The sequence below is a fragment of the Streptosporangium sp. NPDC087985 genome (genome assembly GCF_044741965.1).
Taxonomy (GTDB): Bacteria; Actinomycetota; Actinomycetes; order Streptosporangiales; family Streptosporangiaceae; genus Streptosporangium.
Map to the genome: position 1 here is coordinate 135,885 of NZ_JBIUTQ010000006.1, position 20,756 is coordinate 156,640.

Below are 20,756 nucleotides of genomic sequence, written 5' to 3' on the forward strand. Positions count from 1 at the left end.
CTCTGTCGGTCGAGTCTTATTCTCGCACGCGGCTTTGGAGCCCACGGCTTAACAGCCTGTTTAGCTCGGTGTGACGGATCCATTACTTAACGTACGGAGGGTGCGGGCCGTACCCAGGGGGCGTGTGGAGCGCCTACCCTTGTCTGTTGAGATGACTGTCACCGTGGAGAGCGCCCGCACGTACGAGGTCCGTACCTATGGGTGCCAGATGAACGTGCACGACTCCGAGCGCCTGTCGGGCCTTCTCGAAGACGCGGGCTATGTCCCCGCGCCCGAGGGGGAGACGGCCGACGTGGTCGTGTTCAACACCTGTGCCGTCCGGGAGAACGCCGACAACAAGCTCTACGGCAATCTCGGACACCTGCGCCCCTCGAAGGTGAGCAACCCGGGCATGCAGATCGCCGTGGGTGGCTGCCTGGCGCAGAAGGACCAGGGGGAGATCGTCCGCAGGGCGCCCTGGGTGGACGTGGTGTTCGGCACCCACAACATCGGCTCGCTGCCGGTGCTGCTGGAGCGGGCGCGCGTCCAGCAGGAGGCCCAGGTCGAGATCAAAGAATCCCTGGAGACCTTCCCGAGCACGCTGCCGACCAAGCGCGAGTCCGCCTATGCCGCGTGGGTGTCGGTCTCCGTCGGGTGTAACAACACCTGCACGTTCTGCATCGTGCCGGCGCTGCGTGGCAAGGAGAAGGACCGCCGTCCCGGCGACATTCTCAACGAGGTGCGGACCCTGGTCGACCAGGGCGTGCTGGAGATCACCCTGCTCGGCCAGAACGTCAACACCTACGGTGTGGAGTTCGGCGACCGGCTGGCCTTCGGCAAGCTGCTGCGGGCCTGCGGCGACATCGACGGGCTGGAGCGGGTCCGCTTCACCAGCCCGCACCCGGCCGCGTTCACCGACGACGTCATCGCGGCCATGGCCGAGACGCCCAACGTGATGCACCAGCTCCACATGCCGCTGCAGTCCGGCTCCGACCGGATCCTCAAGGCGATGCGCCGCTCCTACCGGGCCGAGCGCTACCTGGGCATCATCGAGCGGGTCCGCGCCGCCATGCCCGACGCGGCCATCTCCACCGACATCATCGTGGGCTTCCCCGGCGAGACCGAGGAGGACTTCCAGGGCACTCTTGACGTGGTGCGCGAGTCGCGGTTCGCCAACGCCTTCACATTCCAGTACTCCATCCGGCCCGGCACTCCCGCCGCCACCATGGACGACCAGATTCCCAAGGAGGTCGTGCAGGAGCGCTACGAGCGGCTCGTCGCCCTGCAGACCGAGATCTCCTGGGAGGAGAACAGGGAGCAGGTCGGCCGGACGCTGGAGGTGCTGGTCGCCGAGGGCGAGGGCCGGAAGGACGAGGCGACCCGCCGCCTGTCCGGCCGCGCTCCCGACAACCGCCTGGTCCACTTCACGCCGGGCGCGGAGGTTCCACGCCCGGGTGACGTGGTGAGCGCCGAGGTCACCTACGCCGCGCCGCACCACCTGGTCGCCGACGGTCCCGCGCTGAGGCTCCGCCGCACCCGCGCGGGCGACGCCTGGGAGGCCAGGCAGGGCGCCCCGGCGAGTGCCGGCCCCGGGGTCATGCTCGGCATGCCCTCGATCGGCCGCCCCGCCCCGCTCCCCGAGGCCTCCGGCTGCTCCGTCCCCTCCTGACAGGCGGACACGTCGTCGGCTGAGATCCCGGGACGGTCGCGGCCGTACGGCGTTAACGCATGTGTCCCAATAGATGTGATTTCGTGATACATCCGTTGTTGCTGCGCGAGCACTTCCCTGCTGTGACTACTGTGGTTCCGCACCCTCGGAAGCCGTGGAGGTTTCCCCCCGAGAACCGCAGGGAGTTTTCCTCATGCATGTCCCCCAATCTCCGGGCAGTCCTGGAGAGCCAGAAGTCCTCACCGGCCCCGCCGGTGGGCCGAAATCCCGTAGGAAAAACAGGAGAAACGGCCCGGCCATAGCCGTCTTCTCCGTTCTTGCCGCCGCCCTGCTGGGCGGGGGCGCCGTCTTCGCCGTCGTGAACGGCGGCGGGGACGACCGCGGCGGCGCGCAGGTGCCGCAGTCACCGGAGAGTGTCCAGGACGTCTCGCAGGATTCCGGATCGGATGAGAGCGCCGGGCCGGCCAGGAAGCAGGAGCCTGACCAGCGGCCGGACACCGCATCTGGCCGGCACGGCACGTCCGGCGGAGACGCCGGTACTGGTTCCGAGGCCAACGCGGGCAAGGCTGCCAGGAGCGGCTCCGGCACCGGCACCGACAAACCTGCGGCGGAGAGTCCGGCGAAGGAGCGGCAGAGCAGTCCGCAGCAGTCGGAGGACGGCGAGGTCGACCCCCGTAGCGACGGTCCTCCCGGGTACGTGGCCCCTCAGGGGCCGGGAAAGTAGTGGCTCCGTAGCCGGCCGTACGCCACCGGACCGCTCCCTCGCCGCGAGGCTGCGAGCGGTCCGCGGCGGACGGTTCCACCGGTCTGGATTAGTCTGGCGACGTGCTTGTCGCCGCGGCTGTGTGCCCGCATCCTCCTCTGTTGGTCCCCGAGCTGGCCGGTGCGGCGGCCATGGAGCTCGACGAGCTCCGCGCTGCCTGCGCGGCGGCGGTCGGGGCGTTGCGTGATGCCGATCCCGACGCGATCGTGGTGGTGGGTGGCGCCGACCGGGCCGCCGCATACGGCGCGGACGCGGCCGGAAGCCTGGCGCCCTGGGGCCTCGACCTCCGGACGGGACAGGGGGAGCCCGTCCTGCCGCTGTCGCTGTCGATCGGCCGGTGGCTTCTCGAAAGAGAACACCTGACCGCTTCGGGATTCCACTCGATCTCCTTCGACGCGGCTCCAGCGGAGTGCGCGGCCCTCGGTGAGCGGCTGGCGGCCACAGGGCGCGTGGCGCTGCTGGTCATGGCTGACGGTTCCGCCTGCCTCACCGAGAAGTCCCCGGGATATCTCGACCCCCGCGCGCAGCCGTACAACACCGCGATCGTCGAAGCGCTCGCCCGGGCCGAGGCTCCGGCGCTCGCGGAACTCGACCCCGGCGAGGCCGCCGGGCTGTGGGTCGCCGGACGCGCCGCCCTGCAGGTCCTCGGCGGAGCGGGAGGCTCCCTGAACGGCCAGATCCTCTACGAGGGCGCCCCCTACGGCGTCGGCTACTTCGTCGCCCGCTGGACGGGGTGATCCCGGCGGGGGACAACGGAATCATGGGACTTCCGCTCCATGCCACGGCCCTCCTCAGATAGCCGCCGGCAGGCCGACCGGGGCGGTGCCGGGGGTGTTCGGAGGCATGTCAGTTCACCTCCTTGCGGATCACGCGTACGGCGCCGATCCCCATTGGGATGACGATCCAGAAGATCATCGACACGACCAACCGGGCGACGTCGCCACTGGTCATGTCGCCATCCATCAGGGGAACTGCGGTGGTGTTCAGGTCGAACCACTCGGTCAGGACCTCGCCGGCGGTACCGAGCCTGCCGACGACGCTCCACAGCATCGGTGTCGACAGGCAGATCACGATCGCGGCCGGTGCGTTCAGGAGCAGCATGCCCATGGCCAGCCCCATCGCGACCACGAGGACGTTCGTCCCGGTCCAGCCGAGCAGAGCGAGGGGGGCGACCTCCCAGGTGGCCGGGACGTCCTGAACGCCGGCGACGACAGCCGTCACCGGCACCGCGACCAGTATCGCGGACAGAGAGGCCGCCACGGCTGTGATCAGCGGCGGCAGGCACTTGGCTGCCAGCACGCGCCATCGCCGGGGTTCGAGCGCGAACGTGGTCAGGGCGGTCCGGTGGCTCCATTCGCTGGTCACAGTAAGGATGCCGAGCACGGGGAGCAAGGTCCCGAATCCGATTCCGGCGGTGCCGACCAAGGTGTGCAGCTCCGGACCGGAGACGACGCCGCGACCGATGATGGACGCGAGTACCAGGGTGATCAGAATCACGGTCATGATCTTGCTGCTGCGGGTGTCGAAGAGTTTGCGGGTCTCGACCGCCAGCAGCCGCTGGAAAGGGATCGGTGTCCGGGGCCGGTGGATGTCCGCGGGTTTCGACCCGATGGTCTTGACGTCGTCCGCCGCGGTGTCATCCGTGTTTCTCTTGGTCGCGGGGATGCCGGTGTTGGTCATGCCGTACTCCGATCGGCGTCCGCGGTCAGTTCGAGGAAGGTCTGTTCGAGGCTCTGGCCCTGGCTGAGCTCGTCGACGGTGCCCTGGGTGAGGACGCGGCCGCGGCCGATCATCACGATGTGGTCGGCGACCTGCTCCACCTCATGAAGCAGGTGTGAGCTGAGCAGCATCGAGCAACCCGATTCGGAGAGGCCGCGGAGCAGCCCACGTATCCACTGGATGCCCTGGGGGTCGAGACCGTTGGCGGGCTCGTCCAGGATGAGCACCTTCGGCTGACCGAGGAGGGCGTGACCGATGCCGAGACGCTGCCTCATTCCGAGCGAGTAGCCGCCGACCGTCCGCCGGCTCTCCTGGCCGGTCAACCCGACCAGATCGAGGACCTCGTCGACCCGCGACATCGGCAGGCCGAGCGTCATCGCGCCCAGGGTCAAGATCTCCCGCCCGGTGCGGCCGGGGTGCTGGGCGCCGGCGTCGAGCACCGTGCCGACCTGGGAGCCCGGGCAGTCCAGCTCGGTGTACGGCCGGCCCAGTACGGTGGCCGAACCCGACGCGGGGCGGGAGAGCCCGACCAGGATGCGCATGGCCGTCGACTTCCCGGCGCCGTTGGGCCCGAGGAACCCGGTGATGCTCCCTGCTTCGACGCTGAAGGACACGTCATCGAGTGCCTTCACCCCCTTGTAGACCTTGCTGACGTGACTGAACTCGATCATGGATCCAGTCCACCGGATGTGAGGCAGTCGATCATCGGACCCAGGTCGAGGATCACCGGGCGCAGGGCCGGGTCCGTCGTCCCGGTTCTCGACCTGTGGCCACCGGGATGTCGACCCAGGTCGCTAAAGCATCGGCCAGGTGGTCTTTAGGCTGTGGGCTGTGCACGACCGTACGGAGAACCAGCCACCCCTGGATCAGCTGGACATTGCGCTGCGTTACCTGTGCGCCTTGCTGCCGATGCTGTTCTACGGCGCCGTCCTGGCCGTGGTCGTCTCCCAGGACCGTGATCGGCTTGTGCCGGCACTGGTCGATGGGGGGCTCGGCGTGATCGGGCTGGTTCTGATGCGCTGGCGGCGTCGCCAGCCGTGGCCGATCGCGCTGGCGACCGCCCTGCTGACCGTCTTCTCCACCACGGCGACCGGCCCCGCTCAGGTCGCGTACGTGTCCTTGGGTGCGCACCGTCGGTGGCGTCAGTTCATCGCGCTCGCGGTCGTGTCCTGGCTGTGCCTGGTGGCACGTTCCAGCTGGAACGGCGTCAACCAGGCGGCCGTCGTCTCCGTGGTGACCGGGACCACCATCCTCGGCGGGCTGACCGTCTTCGGCCTGTACCTGCGCGGACGTCGTGACCTGGCCGCCTCACAGCGGGAGGCGGCACTGGCCGCGGAGCGCGAACAGCTGCAGCGGATCGAGCAGGCCAAGCTGGCGGAACGGGTCAAGATCGCCCATGAGATGCATGACGTCCTGGCTCACCGGATCTCTCTGCTGTCGATGCTCGCCGGCGGCCTGGCGTACCGGACGGACCTCACCGCCGAGGAGACCCGCGAGGCCGCATTGGCGATACAGGAGAACGCGCACCAGTCGCTGAACGAACTACGCGCCGTGCTCGGCACGCTCCGGCGCGACGGCGCCCTGGAGGCTCCGCAGCCGAACCTGGCCCACCTGGATGCCCTGTTCGGCGAAGTGCGCGCCGCCGGCCAGCAGGTCGAGGTGGACGACACCGTGGACAACCGGGAACGGCTGCCGGCGCAGACCGGCCGGCATGCGTACCGGATCGTGCAGGAGGCCCTGACCAACGCGCGCAAGCATGCGCCGGGCAGCCGGGTGACGGCCGAGCTCAGCGGGCGGCCGGGTGACGGCCTGCGAATCCGGGTGAGCAATCCGGCGCCGTCCGCGACGCCTGCCGGTCCCGGCGGAAGGCTGGGTCTGGTCGGCCTGGCCGAACGGACCCGGATGGCCGGCGGCACTCTCCGCCATGTCATCCAGGACGGACGCTTCATCCTCGATGCCCGATTGCCATGGGAGGCTTCACACTGTGACCCGACTGGTGATCGTGGATGACGACCCGATGGTGCGGACCGGGCTGCGCCTCATTCTCGGTGGCGAGCCCGACCTGGACCTCGTCGGCGAGGCCGGGGACGGCCGGCAGGCCATGGGCGTGATCCGCGACCTCAGGCCCGATGTCGTGTTGATGGACATCCGGATGCCCATCCAGGACGGGCTGGCCACCACCGAGCTGCTGCTGGCCCAGCCAGACCCGCCCCGGATCCTCGTGCTCACCACGTTCGACGCCGACGACATGGTGCTGCGGGCCCTGAAACTCGGTGCCGACGGCTTTCTGCTGAAAGACACGCCGCCACCGAAGATGATCGAGGCGGTCCGCACCGTGGCGAGGGGTGAGCCGGTGCTGTCGCCGAGTGTCACACGACAGGTGATCACCGCGGCTACCGGCGGACGCGGACCGCAGCGCCAGGAGGCGCAGCGGGAGCTGGCCAAGCTCACCGAACGCGAACGCGAGGTGGCGATCGAGGTGGCCCGGGGCAGCTCGAACGCCGAAATCGCCGAGCGTCTCTACATGAGCGTCGCGACCGTGAAAGCGAACATCACCCGGATCTTCTCCAAGCTGGGGACCGACAACCGTGTCCACGTCGCCCTGAAGGTACGCGACGCCGGCTTCCTCTGAACGCGCGCTGAGGCCATGCCGCCGCGCCGCTTCCGGCGCTGATGACGGTCGGGTGGCTCCGCGCTCCGGGCCGGCTGACGGCCGCGGAGCGAGGGTTGGAGGAGGCTGCTGGGGATGGTGAAGGGTGGGCGGCTCTTGGCGGGGAACGGGGGCGCTCTCCTTAGGTCCTGCGGGGGACGGGGATGTGGGTCAGGTCGTGGGCCAGGACGATGTCGCCGTCGAAGGTGCCGGCTGCCTCTTCGAGGAACCGGGGGGCGTCGACGGTGTCGTAGCGCTCGGAGAGGTGGGTCAGGACGAGGCGGCGGGCACCGGACTCGGCGGCGACCCGGCCGGCCTGGGCGGCGACCCGGCCGGCCTGGGCGGCGGTCAGGTGGCCGTACTGCGAGGCGAGCGCCGACTCCCCGGACAGGAACGTGGACTCGATCACCAGCAGGTCCACGCCCGCGGCGAGGGCGAACGCGTTGTCGCACAGCCGGGTGTCCATGATGAACGCCGCGCTCTGGCCGGGGCGCGGCTCGCTGCATTCTTCCAGCCGGACGGCCGTGCCGTCCGGGGCGGTGACCGTGCCGGTGCGCTGCAATTCGCCGATCGACGGGCCCCGGATTCCCCGCTCGGCGAGGAGCGAGGGGATCATCCGGTGGCCGTCCGGCTCGTCGAGGCGGTAGCCGTAGGACTCGACGGGGTGGGAGAGCGGGCGGGCGGTGAGGGTCACCGGACCCGCGTCGAAGGTTGTGACGGAGCCGGAGACGGGGCGCTCGGTGATCACCGAGGTGTCGGCGAAGGCGCTGGCGTGGCGCAGGCGGCGCCAGTAGGTCTCGCCGGAGGCCGGATAGGCCGCCTGGACCTGATGGGTGACGCCGTCCCTGGCGATGCGCTGGACGATTCCGGGAACCCCCAGGCAGTGGTCACCGTGGAAGTGGGTGACGCAGATCCAGGTGATGTCATGGGCGCTGACGCGCGCGTGGAGCATCTGGCGCTGGGTGCCCTCGCCGGGATCGAACAGGAAGCCCTGACCGTCCCACCGCAGGAGGTAGCCGTTGTGGTTACGGTGGCGGGTGGGGACCGCGCTTGAGGTGCCGAGGACGACGAGTTCGCGAAGGGACACAGTCCACATGGTAGGAACCGTGGCGTTCGGGAGTGTCCCGACACCGCTGGGGGACATGTCCGTCGCCGTCACGGAGGACGGCGTGGCGGGTGTCGGCTGGAGCTACAGGGAGGGACAGGGACTCAGGGCCCGTGTTCTGGAGGGGCTCAAACTGGTCGAGGTGGACGAGCCCGGCCGGACGGCCGCGGTGCTCGGTGAGCTCGCCGACTACTACGCGGGCAGGCTGCGGGTCTTCAGCGTTCCGGTGGACTGGAGCCTGACCTCTCCCGTGCAGCGCAAGGTGCTGGGCACGCTGTACGAGACGGTGAAGTACGGCCAGGCCGTGACCTACGGTGAGCTGGCCACGCGGAGCGGGACGGGCGTTCCCGCGCGGGCGATCGGATCGATCATGGGCGCCAATCCCCTCCCCGTCATCGTCCCCTGTCACCGGGTGGTCGCCGGGAACGGGCTGGGCGGGTTCAGCGGGGGAGAGGGCGTGGAGTCCAAGCGGTGGCTGCTGACCCTGGAGGGTTACCTGCAGCCGACGCTGGAGTGGGACTGAGCGGCGGCACGCGGAAACCGCCCGGGGACGTGACCGGGCGGTCCGCTCGAGAGAACCCGGTCTAGCCGGGGTAAGGATCCGTGCCCTTCTCGTCGGGCTTCCGCGGTGTGCCGGTCTCACCGGCGTCCTCTGACGGCGCTGTTCCGCCGAGGACATCATCGGAGGCCTGGGGCGTGTCGGTCTCGCCAGGGACCGGGGACGTACCGGTCTGGCCGCCGATCATGTCCGCCCTCTTCCTGGCCTCTTCGGCGGCGCTGTCGATGTACTGGTCGTATTTGCCGCCGGTCTTTTCCTTGGCCATCTCCGCGGCCTTGTCGATACCCTGGTTGGCGAGCTCTTCAGCCTTGGTGCTGTGCTCGGCGAGCATGCTCTTGACCTTGTCGAAGATCGACATAGGCGAATCCCCCGATCAGCGTCATGCACTCTGTATGGGCCAGAAGAACTATTTCCGCCCCTTCTTAGGGCGCGTGTCCGTTTTACGGTCTTCGGAAACAAAAAACAGCATCAAAAGAGGGTCTCGCCACGGCTTTCCCCGCGGGCTCCGGCAGCGGGCCGTCCGGTGTGGGGGGTTGTCGTTTCCCATGCATCCCCGGGTAGTTGACACACTTGTTCCGTGCGTCAACTACCAGTCATCGCCGTCGTCGGCCCCACGGCGGCAGGAAAGTCCGACCTCGCCGTGGATCTCGCCCTCCGGCTGGGGGGTGAGGTCGTCAACACCGACTCCATGCAGCTCTACCGGGGGATGGACATCGGAACGGCGAAGCTGTCCCCTGCCGAGCGTCGTGGGGTTCCCCATCATCTGCTCGACATCTGGGACGTGACCAGGACCGCGAGCGTGGCCGAATACCAGGCGCTGGTCCGGCCGCTGATCGACGGCCTGCGGGCCAGGGGCGTCGTGCCGATCCTGGTGGGCGGCTCCGGGCTCTACGTGCGGGCAGCCCTCGACGACCTGGAGTTTCCCGGCACCGACCCGGAGATCCGTGCCCGGCTGGAGGCGGAACTTGAGCGTACGGGGCCGGCACCGCTGTATGAACGCCTCCGTGAGTGCGACCCCAGGGCCGCCGAGGTGATCCTGCCCGGAAACGGCCGCAGGATCGTCCGCGCGCTGGAGGTCGTCGAGTTCTCCGGACGGCCGTTCTCGGCGACGATGCCGTCCTACGACGCGGTCTACGACAGCGTGCAGCTGGGCGTGGAGGTGCCGAGGGAGATCCTGGACGAGCGGGTCGCCTCGCGGGTGGAACGCATGTGGGAGGCCGGCCTGGTGGACGAGGTCCGGGAGCTCGCCGCGCGGGGACTCGCCGGAGGCCGTACGGCCAGCCGCGCGCTCGGCTACGCCCAGGTTCTGCGGTTCCTCGACGGCGAGCGGACCGAGCGGCAGGCGATGGATGAGACGGTCCGCGCGACGCGCCGGTTCGTCCGCCGTCAGGAGTCGTGGTTCCGCCGCGACCCCCGGGTGATCTGGCTCCCCCAGCAGGCCCCGGATCTCCTTGACCGGGCGCTCGCCGCGGTGGGCGGGTCATCTGAGGCGGGGTGCCCCTGAGCGGGGAAGGACCTGAGCCGGGGCGGCGGGAAGGCCGGTGATCGACGGTCCCGGGCGGCCCGGATGAGGCCGTGATCAGCGCGGATAGAGTTGGGGAATGCGATTTGCAAAGGGGCATGGCACCGAGAACGACTTCGTGATCCTTCCCGACCCCGACGGCGAGCTGGAGCTGCCCGCCACGCTCGTGGCGGCGATATGTGACCGGCGAGCGGGGATCGGCGCCGACGGCGTGCTGCGCGTGACGCGGACAGAGCTCAGCCCCGAGGTGGCCGATCAGGCGGGTGACGCCGAGTGGTTCATGGACTACCGAAACGCCGACGGCGGCTCCGCGGAGATGTGCGGGAACGGAGTGCGGGTGTTCGCCCGCTACCTGGTGGATGCCGGACTGGCCAGGGCGGGTGAGTTCGGCGTGGCGACCCGCGCGGGGGTCAGGCGGGTCCGGCTGGCGGAGACCGGCGACGTGACCGTGGACATGGGGCTGCCCCGGGTGCTGGGCCGCAGCCGTACGGTCGTGTCGGGTCGTGAGTACGGAGGACTCCACGTCGACATGGGCAACCCTCATCTGGCCTGCGTCATCGGCGACCCGGTGGCCCAGCTCGACCTGGGCCGCCAGCCCGCGTTCGACCCCGAGACGTTCCCCAAGGGGGTCAACATCGAGCTGCTCAACGCGGTGGGCCCGCGCCGGGTCCTGATGCGGGTCTTCGAGCGCGGTTCGGGCGAGACGCGGTCCTGCGGCACCGGCGCGGTCGCCTCGGCCGTGGCGGCGGCGCATCTTGCCGGGGAGGCCACCGGCACCTGGGTGGTCGAGGTGCTGGGTGGCACCGTCACCGTCACCCTCGACGGGCAGACCAGCTATCTCGCGGGTCCGGCGGTCCTGGTCGCCTCGGGAGATCTCGACCTGTGAGGACAGGCCGGTGAGACCTCACGGTTGCCGAATGATGTTCTAGTAGGTGATGCTGAGTCCTTCGACAGATCGAGAAGGAGGACGGGCGTGGTTGATCCACGGGTCACGGCGGCGACAGTGAAGTCGGCGATCGGGGTTCTCGGCGGCGGCTACATGATCTCGCGGGAGGTCAAGGCGCTGTGCGAGCAGACCGGGCTGTCCGGCCGGGCGCTGTACTTCCGCGGGCGCTGCGGGGTGCTCGGCGAGGTGCATGCCGATGTGATCGTCGCTGCAGCGTTCTTCTTCCCCGCCGAGCATGTCAGGGAGCACTGGGAGGAAGGCCGTGCTCTGCCGGTGGCCGAAGCCGTCAAGCTCTACACCGGGGCCTGCCACGACTGGGGACGCCGCAGGCTCGGCGGGTTCGCCGGGGCCGCGCGCCTGGCCGAGCTGCTGGAACCGGTGGTGGACAACGCCGACGTGCTGGGGGCCCCGCTCTTCGCGGGCTGGCGGGCAGTGCCGCTGGCCGACGACCCTCCCGCCCGTGCCGCCCAGCTCATGCACATGGTCCGTGAGCTGCGCGGTGGCCTGCACGCGGTAGCCGTACAGGCCGAGGGGCTGACCCCGCTGGAGGCCACGCTGCTCGCCGCCCACGACGGCACTCCGCTGGGCATCGCCTCCGGCGAGGTGATGGCGCGGTTCTTGGACTGGCCGGAGCCGTTTCCCCAGCCCGGGCCCGATGCGGTCGAGCGGCGGGTGCGCGCGGAAATGCTCACCGACGTGCTGATGGCGCCCGCGTTCTCCGTGCTGGATGAGGCGGAATCGGCTGAGCTGGCCGGACTGCTCCGCACGGTGGGATAGCCAAGTCGTTTGGGGCATGGTCGCCGACCTGGCAGACTGACGTCTCATGGACGTGGACATCTGGGCCTGGGTCGGCGACACCCAGCGGCAACTGCACGAAGCCGGACAAACCGGTCTAGCTATGGCGATCGGCGATGTGCCCGCGCAGGCGCTGGAGGGCCGATACTCGCAGCTCGACGTGCTCGCGCCGGCCATCGCGCAGCAGGCAGAGAACATGGAGCTGCCCTGGCTGGAGTTCTACGCTCGTTACTGGCACCTGATCGGTCGCATCGGCGACCGCGCCCAGGGGGCGGTCGCGATAGCCGACGCGGAGACACTGGTCGCGCTCGCGAGGCGTGAAGACGTCCGTGACTGCCCGGCGGCGCCCGGCGCCGTCATCGCGTTGGCCGTCGCGCAGGCCAACACCGACGGCCCCGGCTACGCGGCCGAGCGGCTGGCGGCGCTGGACGCCATCGGGATCGAGCCCGACTCGCTGGCCTTCTCCGCCGTCGCCGAGCAGTACGTCGCGGCTCTGGTGGACGCCGGCCGTGTCGACGAGGCGATCACCCACGCCGAGTCCGCCGTGGCCAAGCTCGGCGCCGCCGGACGTGAGGCGAGCTGGGAGCTGGGGGCGGCCTCGGCCCGCGCGCTCCTCGCCGCCGGCCGCGCGCAGGACGCGCTCACCGCGCTCACCGGCGCAGCCGAGTTCAAGCCCGACGACCCGGTGGCCAGGGCGCACCGTGAGGGTGTGCTGCGCGCGCTCGTGCTCGCCACCCTGGACCAGGTGCAGGAGTCCGTCGACGCCCTGCCCGACCTTGACGTGGTCGGCGACCACCCGCGTGACTGGGTCGAGTGGGCGCACGCCATCCGCAGGCTCGCCGGATCCGCGCAGATCACCAACAGCTGGCAGCTCGGCCGGGTGCTCAAGCAGTGGGTCGACTACTTCGCCATGATGGGCGGCTACCACGCCCGGGTTGAGCTCGCGCTCGTCGCCGGTGATCTGGCCGTCGCCAGGCAGAGTGCGTGGCAGGCCCGGTTGCTGGCCGACATCGCCGAGTCCGCCGCCGGTGAGCTCAGGAGTCCGGGCGACATCGCGGAGCGGATCGCCGCACTGCGCGCCGCCGCCGACGGGGTCACCCCGAAGGAGGCCCCCGGTCCCCAGACCGAACTGGTCGGCTACTTCGACGCCGCCGACGGCTTCAACGCCGACCCCGAGCGCTGGGTGGGCTGGCTCACCCCGCTGTCCGGACAGGACCTTGAGGCCACCAGGCGGCACACCACCACGCTGGGCTTCCTCGGTTACCCCGCCCGGGGCGCCGACATCTACTGGACCATGCTGGTCGAGTCCGGCGACATCGAGACCGCCGACCCGCAGGACATCTCCTACCTCACCGGTCTCCTGATCGAGGCCCGCCAGGACGAGCGCCTGGAGCAGATGGCCGAGCGGCTCCCCGCCGCCCAGCGCCACCTGGCCCTGGGCCGTCTGCACCGCGCGCGGGAACGCTGGGAGCAGGCCGCGGCCGAGGGCGAGGCGGCGGTCAACGCCGGTGCGGGTGCCGAGGCGAGCCGCCTGTGGTCCACCGCCGTGCAGCAGACCGGTGACAACGCCAAGGGCGCCCGGATCCTGCGCGACCTCCTCGACGCCGGGAACACCGAGCCCGAGGATGTCTGGCGCATGATCACCATGGCGACGGCCGCCGAGGACTGGGAGACCGTCCGCGCGGGAGCCGCCGAGGTCGGCATGCCGCTCCAGTCGACGGAGGGGCCGATCGAGGAGGAGATGGGCCTGGTGCGCATCATCCTGCCCGCCCCCGACGGCAGCCAGCGCGCGATCATCAGCCTGCGCACCGGCCCCGCCACCGCCCGCCTGGCCATCCCGCAGCCTCCGGGCATGGACTACAACGCCGGTGACCTGGTCGTCTTCGACCCGCAGCTGCTGGAGCCGATCCCGGAGAAGGCGGAGGAGCAGGAGAAGTTCATCCCGCCGTTCGCCGCGGTCAGCATGCTCCGCCCGGGTGGCTACACCAGCTGGTTCTTCGACGGCGCGGCCCCTGGTGAGGCCGACTGGACCGAGTTCAACGAGGTCCTGGCCGAGCGTGGCTGGCCGATGTGGGTCTACAGCGACGAGAACTACACCGTGAGCCACCCGACCTCGGGTGAGCGGCTGCGGGGCGTGTTCGGCTGGATCGCGGTCCCGCCGGACGTCACACCGGTCGAGGTCGACGCGCTGCTCGACGACGCCACCGAGCGCTGGGTGCACCCGCTGGCCTGGCTCGACCTGGCCAAGGCCGTCGACGTCGAGGTGGAGCGGCACGAGCGCATCACCAAGGAGTACGGTCTGTAGGGACCTCCGTCAGGCTGCTCGCGCCGGTGGTGCCGCCGTGAGTGCCGGGGGTCCTGTCCTCGCCACCGCACCACCCGTGAGGGATCTCCTCACGGGTGGTGCGCTCTCCATCTCTAGAATCCCGTTCGGTGTAACCTTTTGATGTTTAGAGTAATTTGCCACTTCATGGGTAATGAATGCACGTGAGAGGTGGCATGGTGCGGTCGGCGCTGGGGCGAGGGACGGTCGTCGCGACGATCGCGTTCACATTGGTGGGGTGCGGCCTCGTAGGTCCGGAGGCCGGCAACCAGACCGCAGGTAAGGGGCAGTCCTACGCATCCGCGCTCAAGGACCTGAAGGGGCTCCAGGTCAAGGGACGCGCCCCGTTGACCGGGTTCGACCGGGCCCGGTTCGGTCCCGCCTGGGCGGACGTCGACCACAACGGCTGCGACACCCGCAACGACATCCTCCAGCGTGACCTGAAGGACGAGACGTTCAAACCCGGCACCCATGACTGCATCGTGCTGACCGGGACTCTTCACGACCCCTACAGCGGAAAGACCATCAAGTTCGAGCGCGGACAGAAGACCAGCTCGGCGGTGCAGATCGACCACGTGGTCGCCCTCGCCGACGCCTGGCAGAAGGGCGCCCAGCAGCTGTCGGAGACCAGGCGCAAGGAACTGGCCAACGACCCGCTGAACCTGCTGGCCGTGGACGGCCGGCTGAACAGCCAGAAGGGCGCCGGTGACGCGGCGACCTGGCTTCCGCCGAGCCACGCCTACCGGTGCCCCTACGTCTCACGCCAGATCGAGGTGAAGGTCAAGTACAACCTGTGGGTGACGTCCGCCGAGAGGGACGCCATGCAGAGAGTGCTCGACTCCTGCTGATCACCTGTCGTCGCGCCTGAACTTGATGATCCTGCCGGTCGTGGCCGAGACGTAGACCTTGTACTCCCGGCCGCCCTTGCGCAGCTCGATCTTCCAGACGGAGTGGCCGTGCTCCCACTCGCGCTCGACCTCGGTCACACGTGCGCCCGGGACGCGCTCCTTGGCGATCTGGATGGCTCTGCGGTAGGAGATGCCCGTCACGGCGGCTGGCGCGGCGGCAGTCGTGGTGGACACGGCCGTGGTGGTGGAAGTGGCCGCCTGGTTCGCGGCGAGGGCGATGCCGCCCCCACCGGTCAGGAGGACGGCGGTTCCGATGGTCGCGATGGTGATTCTGGTGATCTGTCTCATGGATCCAGCTTCGCCGCGATCAAGATAGGGCCGCGCTAAGCCTCCGCTAAGAAGAGCGTCACGCTTGCGCCGCCCGACTCGGAGGTCCCCAGGGAGAGGGAGCCGCCGGACGACTCCGCCATACGGCGGGCGATGTCGAGACCGAGCCCGGTCGATCCGGCGCCGCTCTCGCCGCGTTCCAGGAGGGCGGGCGTGGTGAAGCCGGGTCCGGCATCGGCGACGGTCAGCAGCGCACCGCCGCGGGCGGGCTCCAGCCGTACGGTGAAGGAGACTCCCTCGGGGGTGTGCGCGAAGACGTTCCCCAGCAGCGCGTCCACGGAGGCGGCGAGATCGTCGGCGGCGACCGCGACGGGCAGTGGGCCGGGGGCCAGCCGGAGCGTGAAGTGACGCGACTGGTCCTCGGCCAGCACCGACCAGAAGGCGACCCGGGCCTCGGCCACCGCCGCCGCGTCACACCGGTTCTGATCCTGCGACCGCCGCCTGGCCTCGATGATCACCGAGGTGACGGCCCGTTCCAGCGCGTCCACCCGGGCCTCGATCCGGGCGGCCTCCCCGGGATCGCCCAGGGACTCGGCCTCCAGCCGCAACCCGGTCAGCGGGGTGCGGAGCCGGTGGGACAGGTCGGCCACGTTCTCCCGCTCCTCGGCGAGCAGACCGGTGATGCGCTCGGCGAGGTGGTTCAGTGCGAGGCCGACCGCGTGGACCTCCGGCGGGCCGTCGGGCACGGTCCTGGCGGACAGGTCACCGCCGGCGAGCCGGTGCGACACCCGGGCCAGCGCCGAGATCGGCCGGATCACCGCGCGGGCGAGCCGGTCGGCGACACCGATGCCCAGCCCGATCAGGGCGAGGCCGAGAGCCGCAAGCCCGGCCCACACCTGTGGAACGCCCTCGGCCAGGTCGCTGTCATCCAGGTAGACCCGGACCACGGCGGTGCCCCCCGGCGCGCCCTGGACCGCGACCAGGATCTCCCGTCCCCCCGGCACCGCGGCGGTGACGCTGCGGCCCCGGGAGGCCAGCTCGACGGCGGCGGACCGAGGGGCGGGCGCGCCGATCACCTGACCGTCCGGGAGGAAGACCGTCACCGGGTGCGTGGCCCGCTCGGTGGTGAGCCGCAGCGTCTCGGTGTCCACCGTGCCCACCGCCACCGCCACCGAGTCGGCCTCACTCCCGGCCCGGCTCACCGCTCCGCTCTCGGCCACCGTGCGGACCAGCAGCGCGAGCGGGACCAGCAGGGCGATCAGCACCAGGGAGGTGGTCGCCGCGACCAGCAGGGCCAGCCAGCGCCTCATGCCGGGGCGGCCAGCCGTACGCCGACACCGCGTATGGTCTGCAGATAGCGAGGTTCGGAGGAGGTCTCGCCCAGCTTGCGGCGGAGCCAGGAGAGATGGACGTCCACCGTCTTGTCGGCCCCGCCGTACGGGATCTGCCAGACGTGGGTGAGCAGCTCGCGCTTGGTGATCACCTCGCCCGGCCGCGCGGCCAGGTAGTGGAGCAGGTCGAACTCCTTCGGGCTGAGGTCCAGCGGAGCGCCGTCCAGGGTCGCCTCCCGGGTGCGCGGGTCCACCCGCAGGCCACCGACGGTCACCGAGCTGTCGGTACGGCTCTCGCCGGTCCGCCGGAGCACCGCCCGGATCCGGGCGTCGAGCTGGGCGGCGCTGAACGGCTTGACCACGTAGTCGTCGGCTCCGGCGTCCAGCAGCCTGACCATCTCCGTGTCACCGTCCCTCGCGGTGGCCACGATCACCGGGATCCGGCTCACCGCGCGGAGCATGCGCAGCAGGTCCAAGCCGTCAAGGTCGGGCAGCCCCAGGTCGAGCACGATGAGGTCGGGACGTTCCTCGACGGCCAGCCGGAGACCGTCGAGGGCGGCGGGGGCGGACGACACGGCGTGGCCGCGGTCGCGCAGCCCTCGGGTCAGCGAGGTGCGGATCGCGGCGTCGTCTTCGATGAGCAGCACGTTGGACATTTGCCGCTACGTTAGCCCGATCACGACCTATGGCATACGTCCGTTATCGGGTCCTTAACTGTGTCTTAGCGTCCGGGGTGCGAAAGTGGACGCGTGCGCCGACCCTTCCCTCTCGCCGTGGCCGGATGGCTGATCACCGGATCTCTCGCGACCACGGCGGGGGTCGCGGTGATCAACCTCCTGGGCGAGTCGCTCACGTCCTCCGCGCACCGTCCGCTCTCCTCCGCCGAGATCGGCGAGGCGCTTGCCGCCGGCACCCCGGCGCCAGAGGCCCACCCGACAGCGGTCACGTCCCACCCGACAGTGGTGACGTCCCACCCGACGTCCACGCCCGCTGTTCCCCCGATCCCGAAGGACCGGAGCCGGCTGATCAGCACCGAGGGCGGGACGGTGATCGCCCGGTGCGAGAAGGGGCTGGTGACCCTGCGGTCCTGGAGCCCCGCGGAGGGCTTCCAGATCAAGAGCGTGGACCGGGGACCGGATGACCGGGCCCGCGTCGAGTTCGAGTCGGACGAGACCAAGGTCAAGGTCGAGGTACGCTGCTCGTCCTCCGGCTCCCCGGTCCACACGGTCGACGACTGAGCGGCGTCTCCGGCTCCACTCCGGCTCTGCCGGAGGCGGCCGTGCGGGACCGTGCGTGACGGGAGAGCCGGTCACGCCCGGGCGGTACGGCTAGCGGACGCGTCCCCGGGGCTTCAGCCGGGTTGTTGGGAGAGCGGGGGCGGGGAGCGGGGCGCCGTCGAATCCGCGGACGGTGCCGAAGGCCTCGCCCTCCGCCCACTCCTGCCGGAAGGCGGCGATCTCGTCGTGACTGCGGCCGATGAAGTTCCACCACATCACGATCTCCTCCTCGAACGGCTCACCGCCGAGCAGCAGCAGGCGGCCCTGCCCGCCCAGTCTGAGATCCGGCCGACCGGAGCCGAGATACAGCAGCGTCCCGCGGTCCAGCCGCGTGCCGGCCGCCTCGACGTCGCCGGACAGCAGTAAAGCGGCGTGCTCGAAGCCGGGCTCCAGCGGCAGGACGGCGCTGCCGGAGATCGTGACCTCGGCGCCGAGCAGTGGTGTGTAGGTGCGGGCCGGCGAGGTCGCGCCGCCCAGCGACCCCATGATCACGATGATCTGCGCGTCTCCCTCGGTCAGAACCGGCAGGTCGTCGTGGTGCTCGAAGTGCGGGGCCACGTGCCTGTCACCGTCAGGCAGAGCCACCCAGAGCTGCACACCGTGCAGCAACGCCTCGGCCGACTCCTCCGAGTGGGAGATGCCGCGCCCGGCCGTCATCAGGTTGAGCCGGCCCGGCCGTACCTGCTGCAGGCTTCCGACGCTGTCGCGGTGCAGCACCTCACCCGAGACCAGCCAGGTGACCGTCTGCAGCCCGGAGTGCGGGTGCGGAGGCACCCGCATGGTGGCCACCTCGGGGCCGTAGTCGTCGATGAAACACCACGCGCCGACCATCCGCCGCCCCCGGTTGGGCAGCGTGCGCGTGACCGTCATCGCCCGCGGCCCGCCCAGTGCCACCTCGTGGCCGGTCAGCTGCTCGACGACCGGCCCGGCCGTGGTGGCCGCGGTACCCAGGATCTCCTCCGGGGCTGTCTCAAGGTTGCTCACCCCCCGACTGTACGGCGCGCGTGCCGCTGCCTCCCCCTCGTCCTTTCGGATGAGAGCCGATCGATCTCGCCGTCAGATGTGAACGTGTCCCGCTTACCAAGCGTCTGGCGGCCATAGGTTACGGAGAGCCGCCATTGGTAAAGCGGAGGTAAAGGAGAGACGATGAACGCGCAGAGGGCCGGCGTGAGACGGCCGTTGTTGAAGTGGTTCCTGTTGGCGGTCGCCGCGGTGGTGGTGCTCGGTTCCGTGCTCAGCGGGTGCTCAAAGGTCAGCACCCGGCCCGATGAGGTGGTCCTGCACTACGCGGGAGGCGTCTTCGAGGCCATCAAGTTCGAGAGATGCATCAACCCCTCCAGCGGGGCCACGATCCTCGGGCCCGGCGACACGGCCTACTCCTACCCGTTCGGCCAGCGGACCTTCGACTTCTCCGGAGTCAAGGACGCCGATTCCAAGCCGTTGTCGGTCGTATCGAAGGACAACGTCGAGATGACCGTGTCCGGGGTGGCGACGTTCACGCTGAACACCAACTGCAAGACGCTACAGCAATTCCACGAGAAGATCGGGCTGAAGTTCGGTGCCTACTACAAGGGCGGCGAGTCCGCGGGGTGGCGGCGGATGCTCAACATCTACCTGCGGTTGCCGCTGGACCGGGCCCTGGACGCCGCGTCGCAGGAGTTTGAGTGGCGGGGACTGTTCAACGACCCCAAGGTGAGGCAGGACTGGGAGGCACGGGTCGGGGTGCTCGCCCGGCAGTTCATCGAGGAGACGGCCGGAGCCGACTACTTCTGTAACCAGAACTACGTCGGCAACGGCGAGTGCGGCGACATCTCCCTGACCATCCAGAAGCCCCAGCCGCCGAAGGAACTGGTGAACGCTCTCGCCTCCGAGCAGGCCGCCAAGGCCGAGAACATCGCTCAGGCCCAGCGCAACGCCAAGGTCCGCACCGAGATCGAGTCCATCAAGGACCTCGTCAAGGTCCTCGGTCCGCAGGGCGCCGTGCTCTGGCAGGCCATCCAGAAGGGCCAGGTCTCGGTCGTGCCGGTACCCCAGGGCAGCAACATCAACATCACCCCGCCGAATCACTAGCCGTACGGCCGGCGTCACTCATCCGAGGAGAGCCGTACGGGGTCCCCGTCCGGCTCGTCCCGCGACCGGACGAGTGCCGCCGGCCGTCTGCCCCGCACGCTCCCGTCAGCCGGCCCGGCAGGGCCGGGGCCCAGCTCGGAGCCGAAGTCGCGCGCGATCCTCCGCATGCCGTCGGCGAGATCCTCCCGGTCGAGCGCGTCGATCCGCTCGGCCGGGCCGGACACCGACATCGCGGCGACCATCCGCGCTCCGTCGTGCACCGCCACGGCCAGGCAGTGCACGCCGAGCTCCTCCTCACCCAGATCCATCGCGTACCCCTGGTCCCGCACCCGCTCCAGCTCGATGAGCATGCCGGGCAGGTCGATGATCGTGTTCGCGGTCCGCCGGGGCATGCCGGTCCGCTCGACCAGCGAGGCCACCTCCGCGTCCGCCCTGCCGGCCATCAGCACCTTCCCCACCGCGGTGCTGTGCGGCAGCACCCGCCTGCCGACCTCGGCGAACATCCGCAACCGCCGGGGCGAGGGCACCTGGGCGACGTAGACGACGAAGTCGCCCTCCAGCACCGCCAGGTTGGCCGTCTCACCGGACAGCTCCACCATCCGTGTCAGGTACGGCTGCGCCCGTACGCCGACCATGCGCTCGGCCGCCCCGCCGAGCCGTACCAGCGCGCCGCCCAGCGCGTAACGGCGGTCGGACTCCTGCCGCACGTAGCCCCGGTCGAGCAGCGTGCGCAGCAGCCGATGGATCGTTCCGTACGGCAGGCCGGTCCTGGCCGCGATCTCCGAGAGCCCGGCCTCCCCACCCCGTTCGGCCAGCGCCTCCAGCACGTCCAGTGCCCGGTCGACCGACTGCACACCACTCATACGATCTCCT

At 70.2% G+C, this 20,756-nt stretch carries 22 protein-coding genes; 13 read left to right on the forward strand and 9 right to left on the reverse strand.

What is annotated here, in order from left to right; genetic code table 11:
* Window positions 1–151 precede the first annotated feature (151 nt).
* From miaB to ACIN94_RS15345, 3 genes are all read left to right on the forward strand, one after another.
* Window positions 152–1,648 (forward strand): tRNA (N6-isopentenyl adenosine(37)-C2)-methylthiotransferase MiaB, encoded by a 1,497-nt coding sequence (miaB, locus tag ACIN94_RS15335; RefSeq protein WP_400705417.1) that lies wholly within the window; start codon window positions 152–154, stop codon window positions 1,646–1,648.
* 193 nt (window positions 1,649–1,841) lie between these two features.
* Window positions 1,842–2,372 carry a hypothetical protein gene (locus ACIN94_RS15340; RefSeq protein WP_400705420.1) on the forward strand — a complete coding sequence of 177 codons (531 nt, stop codon included), beginning with the start codon at window positions 1,842–1,844 and terminating at the stop codon, window positions 2,370–2,372.
* Window positions 2,373–2,473: 101 nt separating this feature from the next.
* Window positions 2,474–3,148, forward strand: a complete 675-nt coding sequence (locus ACIN94_RS15345; protein WP_400705423.1) for a hypothetical protein — start codon at window positions 2,474–2,476, stop codon at window positions 3,146–3,148.
* Window positions 3,149–3,257: 109 nt separating this feature from the next.
* On the opposite strand, the gene ACIN94_RS15350 is transcribed toward ACIN94_RS15345, so the two are convergent.
* Complete coding sequence (locus ACIN94_RS15350; RefSeq protein WP_400705426.1) at window positions 3,258–4,091, reverse strand: hypothetical protein; 834 nt, start codon at window positions 4,089–4,091, stop codon at window positions 3,258–3,260.
* Window positions 4,088–4,801, reverse strand: coding sequence for an ABC transporter ATP-binding protein (locus ACIN94_RS15355; RefSeq protein WP_400705429.1), 714 nt, complete (start codon window positions 4,799–4,801; stop codon window positions 4,088–4,090). The genes ACIN94_RS15350 and ACIN94_RS15355 overlap by 4 nt, the downstream gene beginning before the upstream one ends.
* Before the next feature lie 160 nt (window positions 4,802–4,961).
* Between ACIN94_RS15355 and ACIN94_RS15360 the strand changes: the two genes are divergently transcribed.
* Complete coding sequence (locus tag ACIN94_RS15360) at window positions 4,962–6,140, forward strand: sensor histidine kinase (RefSeq protein WP_400705432.1); 1,179 nt, start codon at window positions 4,962–4,964, stop codon at window positions 6,138–6,140.
* Window positions 6,115–6,762 carry a response regulator gene (locus ACIN94_RS15365; protein ID WP_400705435.1) on the forward strand — a complete coding sequence of 216 codons (648 nt, stop codon included), beginning with the start codon at window positions 6,115–6,117 and terminating at the stop codon, window positions 6,760–6,762. Before ACIN94_RS15360 ends, ACIN94_RS15365 begins: the two co-directional genes overlap by 26 nt.
* 160 nt (window positions 6,763–6,922) lie before the next feature.
* On the opposite strand, the gene ACIN94_RS15370 is transcribed toward ACIN94_RS15365, so the two are convergent.
* Window positions 6,923–7,867 (reverse strand): ribonuclease Z, encoded by a 945-nt coding sequence (locus ACIN94_RS15370; protein ID WP_400705438.1) that lies wholly within the window; start codon window positions 7,865–7,867, stop codon window positions 6,923–6,925.
* Window positions 7,868–7,886: 19 nt separating this feature from the next.
* Between ACIN94_RS15370 and ACIN94_RS15375 the strand changes: the two genes are divergently transcribed.
* Window positions 7,887–8,408, forward strand: a complete 522-nt coding sequence (locus tag ACIN94_RS15375; RefSeq protein ID WP_400705441.1) for a methylated-DNA--[protein]-cysteine S-methyltransferase — start codon at window positions 7,887–7,889, stop codon at window positions 8,406–8,408.
* A 61-nt stretch (window positions 8,409–8,469) separates the two neighbouring features.
* Here ACIN94_RS15375 and ACIN94_RS15380 read toward each other — a convergent pair whose 3' ends face one another.
* Window positions 8,470–8,802, reverse strand: coding sequence for an antitoxin (locus tag ACIN94_RS15380; protein WP_400705444.1), 333 nt, complete (start codon window positions 8,800–8,802; stop codon window positions 8,470–8,472).
* Window positions 8,803–9,021: 219 nt separating this feature from the next.
* Here ACIN94_RS15380 and miaA point away from each other — a divergent pair, with 219 nt between their 5' ends.
* From miaA to ACIN94_RS15405, 5 genes are all read left to right on the forward strand, one after another.
* Window positions 9,022–9,948 carry a tRNA (adenosine(37)-N6)-dimethylallyltransferase MiaA gene (gene miaA, locus ACIN94_RS15385; RefSeq protein WP_400705447.1) on the forward strand — a complete coding sequence of 309 codons (927 nt, stop codon included), beginning with the start codon at window positions 9,022–9,024 and terminating at the stop codon, window positions 9,946–9,948.
* 97 nt (window positions 9,949–10,045) lie between these two features.
* Window positions 10,046–10,852: a diaminopimelate epimerase gene (gene dapF / locus ACIN94_RS15390; protein ID WP_400705450.1), complete on the forward strand. Its 807-nt coding sequence runs from the start codon at window positions 10,046–10,048 to the stop codon at window positions 10,850–10,852.
* An 87-nt stretch (window positions 10,853–10,939) separates the two neighbouring features.
* On the forward strand, window positions 10,940–11,689 hold the full coding sequence (locus ACIN94_RS15395; protein WP_400705453.1) for a hypothetical protein: 750 nt from the start codon (window positions 10,940–10,942) through the stop codon (window positions 11,687–11,689).
* A 46-nt stretch (window positions 11,690–11,735) separates the two neighbouring features.
* Complete coding sequence (locus ACIN94_RS15400) at window positions 11,736–14,012, forward strand: tetratricopeptide repeat protein (RefSeq protein ID WP_400705456.1); 2,277 nt, start codon at window positions 11,736–11,738, stop codon at window positions 14,010–14,012.
* A 176-nt stretch (window positions 14,013–14,188) separates the two neighbouring features.
* On the forward strand, window positions 14,189–14,878 hold the full coding sequence (locus ACIN94_RS15405) for an HNH endonuclease family protein (protein WP_400705459.1): 690 nt from the start codon (window positions 14,189–14,191) through the stop codon (window positions 14,876–14,878).
* Here ACIN94_RS15405 and ACIN94_RS15410 read toward each other — a convergent pair whose 3' ends face one another.
* From ACIN94_RS15410 to ACIN94_RS15420, 3 genes are read right to left on the reverse strand one after another with little or no spacing between them, the layout of a single operon-like run.
* Window positions 14,879–15,226 carry a PepSY domain-containing protein gene (locus tag ACIN94_RS15410; RefSeq protein WP_400705462.1) on the reverse strand — a complete coding sequence of 116 codons (348 nt, stop codon included), beginning with the start codon at window positions 15,224–15,226 and terminating at the stop codon, window positions 14,879–14,881.
* A gap of 35 nt (window positions 15,227–15,261) precedes the next feature.
* The gene (locus ACIN94_RS15415; protein WP_400705465.1) at window positions 15,262–16,515 is read right to left on the reverse strand and encodes an ATP-binding protein; all 1,254 of its coding nucleotides are present in this window, start codon (window positions 16,513–16,515) and stop codon (window positions 15,262–15,264) included.
* On the reverse strand, window positions 16,512–17,192 hold the full coding sequence (locus tag ACIN94_RS15420) for a response regulator transcription factor (protein WP_400705468.1): 681 nt from the start codon (window positions 17,190–17,192) through the stop codon (window positions 16,512–16,514). The genes ACIN94_RS15415 and ACIN94_RS15420 overlap by 4 nt, the downstream gene beginning before the upstream one ends.
* Before the next feature lie 93 nt (window positions 17,193–17,285).
* Between ACIN94_RS15420 and ACIN94_RS15425 the strand changes: the two genes are divergently transcribed.
* Window positions 17,286–17,774, forward strand: a complete 489-nt coding sequence (locus ACIN94_RS15425; protein ID WP_400705471.1) for a hypothetical protein — start codon at window positions 17,286–17,288, stop codon at window positions 17,772–17,774.
* Between the two features lie 90 nt (window positions 17,775–17,864).
* On the opposite strand, the gene ACIN94_RS15430 is transcribed toward ACIN94_RS15425, so the two are convergent.
* Window positions 17,865–18,797, reverse strand: a complete 933-nt coding sequence (locus ACIN94_RS15430; protein ID WP_400705474.1) for a pirin family protein — start codon at window positions 18,795–18,797, stop codon at window positions 17,865–17,867.
* Between the two features lie 162 nt (window positions 18,798–18,959).
* Between ACIN94_RS15430 and ACIN94_RS15435 the strand changes: the two genes are divergently transcribed.
* Window positions 18,960–19,883, forward strand: coding sequence for an SPFH domain-containing protein (locus tag ACIN94_RS15435; protein ID WP_400705477.1), 924 nt, complete (start codon window positions 18,960–18,962; stop codon window positions 19,881–19,883).
* Between the two features lie 14 nt (window positions 19,884–19,897).
* Here the strand turns inward: ACIN94_RS15435 and ACIN94_RS15440 are convergent, their stop codons facing one another.
* Window positions 19,898–20,746 (reverse strand): IclR family transcriptional regulator, encoded by an 849-nt coding sequence (locus tag ACIN94_RS15440; protein WP_400705480.1) that lies wholly within the window; start codon window positions 20,744–20,746, stop codon window positions 19,898–19,900.
* Window positions 20,747–20,756: the final 10 nt, after the last annotated feature.

Bases quoted from the DNA above. Each gene is read 5' to 3' on its own strand.
- ACIN94_RS15410 (WP_400705462.1), bottom strand. From the start codon at position 15,226: ATGAGACAGATCACCAGAATCACCATCGCGACCATCGGAACCGCCGTC.
- ACIN94_RS15435 (WP_400705477.1), top strand. From the start codon at position 18,960: ATGAACGCGCAGAGGGCCGGCGTGAGACGGCCGTTGTTGAAGTGGTTC.
- dapF (WP_400705450.1), top strand. From the start codon at position 10,046: ATGCGATTTGCAAAGGGGCATGGCACCGAGAACGACTTCGTGATCCTT.
- ACIN94_RS15340 (WP_400705420.1), top strand. From the start codon at position 1,842: ATGCATGTCCCCCAATCTCCGGGCAGTCCTGGAGAGCCAGAAGTCCTC.
- ACIN94_RS15420 (WP_400705468.1), bottom strand. From the start codon at position 17,192: ATGTCCAACGTGCTGCTCATCGAAGACGACGCCGCGATCCGCACCTCG.
- ACIN94_RS15380 (WP_400705444.1), bottom strand. From the start codon at position 8,802: ATGTCGATCTTCGACAAGGTCAAGAGCATGCTCGCCGAGCACAGCACC.
- miaB (WP_400705417.1), top strand. From the start codon at position 152: ATGACTGTCACCGTGGAGAGCGCCCGCACGTACGAGGTCCGTACCTAT.
- ACIN94_RS15355 (WP_400705429.1), bottom strand. From the start codon at position 4,801: ATGATCGAGTTCAGTCACGTCAGCAAGGTCTACAAGGGGGTGAAGGCA.
- ACIN94_RS15405 (WP_400705459.1), top strand. From the start codon at position 14,189: ATGCACGTGAGAGGTGGCATGGTGCGGTCGGCGCTGGGGCGAGGGACG.
- ACIN94_RS15415 (WP_400705465.1), bottom strand. From the start codon at position 16,515: ATGAGGCGCTGGCTGGCCCTGCTGGTCGCGGCGACCACCTCCCTGGTG.
- ACIN94_RS15440 (WP_400705480.1), bottom strand. From the start codon at position 20,746: ATGAGTGGTGTGCAGTCGGTCGACCGGGCACTGGACGTGCTGGAGGCG.
- ACIN94_RS15400 (WP_400705456.1), top strand. From the start codon at position 11,736: ATGGACGTGGACATCTGGGCCTGGGTCGGCGACACCCAGCGGCAACTG.
- ACIN94_RS15350 (WP_400705426.1), bottom strand. From the start codon at position 4,091: ATGACCAACACCGGCATCCCCGCGACCAAGAGAAACACGGATGACACC.